Annotated in this window: 5 protein-coding genes; 2 read left to right on the forward strand and 3 right to left on the reverse strand. The window is 45.5% G+C overall.

The features are described 5' to 3' along the window. Positions 1 to 211: 211 nt before the first annotated feature. Together mobA and HEN21_RS22310 are read left to right on the forward strand one after the other, a co-directional pair. Positions 212 to 535 carry a plasmid mobilization protein MobA gene (mobA, locus tag HEN21_RS22305; RefSeq protein ID WP_000166966.1) on the forward strand — a complete coding sequence of 108 codons (324 nt, stop codon included), beginning with the start codon at positions 212 to 214 and terminating at the stop codon, positions 533 to 535. 458 nt (positions 536 to 993) lie between these two features. Next, positions 994 to 1,746 carry a hypothetical protein gene (locus HEN21_RS22310; RefSeq protein WP_016249639.1) on the forward strand — a complete coding sequence of 251 codons (753 nt, stop codon included), beginning with the start codon at positions 994 to 996 and terminating at the stop codon, positions 1,744 to 1,746. A gap of 24 nt (positions 1,747 to 1,770) precedes the next feature. On the opposite strand, the gene HEN21_RS22315 is transcribed toward HEN21_RS22310, so the two are convergent. The 3 genes from HEN21_RS22315 to HEN21_RS22320 all read right to left on the reverse strand — a co-directional run bounded on the left by HEN21_RS22315 (position 1,771) and on the right by HEN21_RS22320 (position 3,053). Further along, complete coding sequence (locus tag HEN21_RS22315) at positions 1,771 to 1,914, reverse strand: hypothetical protein (protein ID WP_016249640.1); 144 nt, start codon at positions 1,912 to 1,914, stop codon at positions 1,771 to 1,773. Between the two features lie 361 nt (positions 1,915 to 2,275). Continuing rightward, a complete protein-coding gene (locus HEN21_RS23325) occupies positions 2,276 to 2,389 on the reverse strand; it encodes a replication initiation protein (protein ID WP_071790583.1) in 114 nt (37 codons plus the stop codon). Between the two features lie 469 nt (positions 2,390 to 2,858). Then, positions 2,859 to 3,053: a Rop family plasmid primer RNA-binding protein gene (locus HEN21_RS22320; protein WP_024193633.1), complete on the reverse strand. Its 195-nt coding sequence runs from the start codon at positions 3,051 to 3,053 to the stop codon at positions 2,859 to 2,861. Positions 3,054 to 3,180: the final 127 nt, after the last annotated feature.

Below are 3,180 nucleotides of genomic sequence, written 5' to 3' on the forward strand. Positions count from 1 at the left end.
CCGCCGGTATTCTGCCGTCTGACTCTTTAACGGGTATTTCTGTCAGGCAACACTGTCACTGCCAAAAAACTGCCGTGCCTTTGTCGGTAATTCGAACTTGCTGACAGGACAGGATGTGCAATTGTTATACCGCGCATGCATGCACGCTATTACAATTACCCTGGTCAGGGCTTTGCCCCGACACCCCATGTCAGATACGGAGCCATGTTTTATGACAAAACGAAGTGGAAGTAATACGCGCAGGCGGGCTATCAGTCGCCCTGTTCGTCTGACGGCAGAAGAAGACCAGGAAATCAGAAAAAGGGCTGCTGAATGCGGCAAGACCGTTTCCGGTTTTTTACGGGCGGCAGCTCTCGGTAAGAAAGTTAACTCACTGACTGATGATCGGGTACTGAAAGAAGTTATGAGACTGGGGGCGTTACAGAAAAAACTTTTTATCGACGGCAAGCGTGTCGGGGACAGAGAGTATGCGGAGGTGCTGATCGCTATTACGGAGTATCACCGGGCCCTGTTATCCAGGCTTATGGCAGATTAGCTTCCCGGAGAGAAACTGTCGAAAACAGACGGTATGAACGCCGTAAGCCCCCAAACCGATCGCCATTCACTTTCATGCATAGCTATGCAGTGAGCTGAAAACGATCCTGACGCATTTTTCCAGTTTTCACTGGGTAAAACATCTCTTTTTGCGGTGTTTGCGGCAGAATCGCGTTCAGCGCGTTTTAGCGGTGCGCGTAAGGGGAGTTATGGTAAATTGGCAGCAAAGTATTTTCTGATGTTATGGATTGTGAAGAGTATTCAATCCTTATTATGAAACAATAACTATAACTGGTTGTTTCATATAGATAAATATAACAAAAAAGCCCACTCTGTAGTGGGCTTTTTTGTTATATTTTACGCTCTAGAGGTACACAGAAAAACGGTAGTTCGCCTGCTCCTCGAATGTTGTAATGGTAGTCTGAAAAATATTCATAGTAAAGAGATAAGTGAGTTTTCATGGATACAACAAGTTTAATTAGCTCAATTTCTGTACCAAGATTATCTTTCTATGAAACATTTCTTGGGTGCGCTACTGATCAAGAAAAGGTTGGGGCATACGTTGCCTACCAAGATCTGTCTGGCGATTTTTTTTGTCTTGTCCAGATGATTGAGGTTGCTCTGCGTAATGCGATAAACAATACAATCAAAGCTAATCATGGGCCTGCTTGGTACGACTCTATACCTCAAACAAAGAAATCTCAGGATCTTGTTTTAAATGCGAAACAAAAAGCACTAGATGAGTGTGGCGTAAGGTATACGGATGATGATGTTATTTGCCGTCTAACCTTTGGCTTTTGGGTTTATATGTTAGATGCCCCATATAGGGATACGCAAAGGCCGTGCTACATCTGGACTCCAGAGAACAAGGCAAAAACATTTCCTCATGCGAAGAATCCTTTGGGTGGGGGGGATATGAAGGTTAAAGCGCTGTTTGACGAGTTTCATAAAGTTCTTTTGTTTAGGAATCGACTTTTTCACCATGAGCCTATTTGGAAAAAACACCACTGCAAGTCGCATAGTCAAGCCATAAATAATATGTTGAAAGAGTTCAATTTTTTAATGAATGCCTTGAGTATCGTCTCTAACGAGAAAAAGGAACTTATTGAGTTTATTGGGCACGATAGGCGCTTTTATGAACGCTGCACGATAGAGTATGTTATGGGGATTATAGGGAGGATTAAGTGCAGGGAGCTTAAGGTAGCCGGTTGACTTTTAAGGGAAAATGTGATACAATCAAAAGCTCTTACCGGCTTTAAGTCGCGCAGCCGAAAGGCTACGTAACTCTGTTACTGCGCGACTTAAAGCCGGTAAGAGCGAAAGAGTTGCGCAAGTAATTGATTTCAAAGCTTTTTTCACAAAAAGAACTTTAGTATTCATTTTCATAATCCTCTATTTCTTATGCCGTTCTAATGGCAGCGTTGACTTTTTATTCCATCTATTTGAATGGTTAATTATACCATATCTAACATCAAATCTTAAGGATAAATAGCTGATTCACATCAGTTTTTCCATTAATTCACGAAGTTTTATAATTTAATTACGGATTTCCTTGAGTTCATATCGCGCCCATCGTAATCTTAAAAACGAAAAAACCACCCGGCAAGGTGGTTTTTCGAAGGTTCAGCAACCGGCAAGTTTCTGAACCGCGGTAACTGGCTTAAGAGGAGCGCAGTCACCAAAACTTGTTATTCCAGTTTAGCCTTAACTGGCACGTAACTTCAAGACTAACTCCTCTAAATCAGTTACCAGTGGCTGCTGCCAATGGCGATAAGTCGTGCCTTTCCGGGTTGGACTCAAGACGATAGTTACCGGATAAGGCGCAGTAGTCGGACTGAACGGGGGGTTCGTGCATACAGTCCAGCTTGGAGCGAACTGCCTACCCGGAACTGAGTGTCAGGCGTGGAATGAGACAAACGCGGCCATAACAGCGGAATGACACCGGTAAACCGAAAGGCAGGAACAGGAGAGCGCACGAGGGAGCCACCAGGGGGAAACGCCTGGTATCTTTAAGTCCTGTCGGGTTTCGCCACCTCTGACTTGAGCGTCGGTTTTTGTGATGCTCGTCAGGGGGGCGGAGCCTATGGAAAAACGCCTCCTGCGTGCTCTTCTTCTGGGTCTTTGTCTTTTGCTCACATGTTCTTTCCGGCGTTATCCCCTGATTCTGTGGATAACCGCATTACCGCCTTTGAGTGAGCTGACACCGCTCGCCGCAGTCGAACGACCGAGCGTAGCGAGTCAGTGAGCGAGGAAGCGGAAGAGCGCCTTATGTGACATTTTCTCCTTACGCTCCTCTATGCCGTTCTGCATCCTGTCCGGATGCGTTATATCCCGGTGCGATTTTCCGCTTCAAAGCGTCTCTGTATGCTGTTCTGAAGTTCTTCCGCGAGTTCGTGCAGCTTCTCACACATGGCGGCCTGTTCGTCAGCATCAAGTGCGTCCAGTTTTTCGAGCAGCGTCAGGCTCTGGCTTTTTATGAATCCTGCCATGTTAAGTACGGTTTGCTGCTGCTTGTTCATCTTTCTGTTTTCTCCGTTCTGTCTGTCATCTGCGTCGTGTGATTATATCGCGTACCACTTTTCGACAGTTTTGCCGCCGGTATTCTGCCGTCTGACTCTTTAACGGGTATTTCTGTCAGGCAACACT

The organism is Escherichia sp. 93.1518 (assembly GCF_013368915.2).
Taxonomy (GTDB): Bacteria; Pseudomonadota; Gammaproteobacteria; order Enterobacterales; family Enterobacteriaceae; genus Escherichia; species Escherichia ruysiae.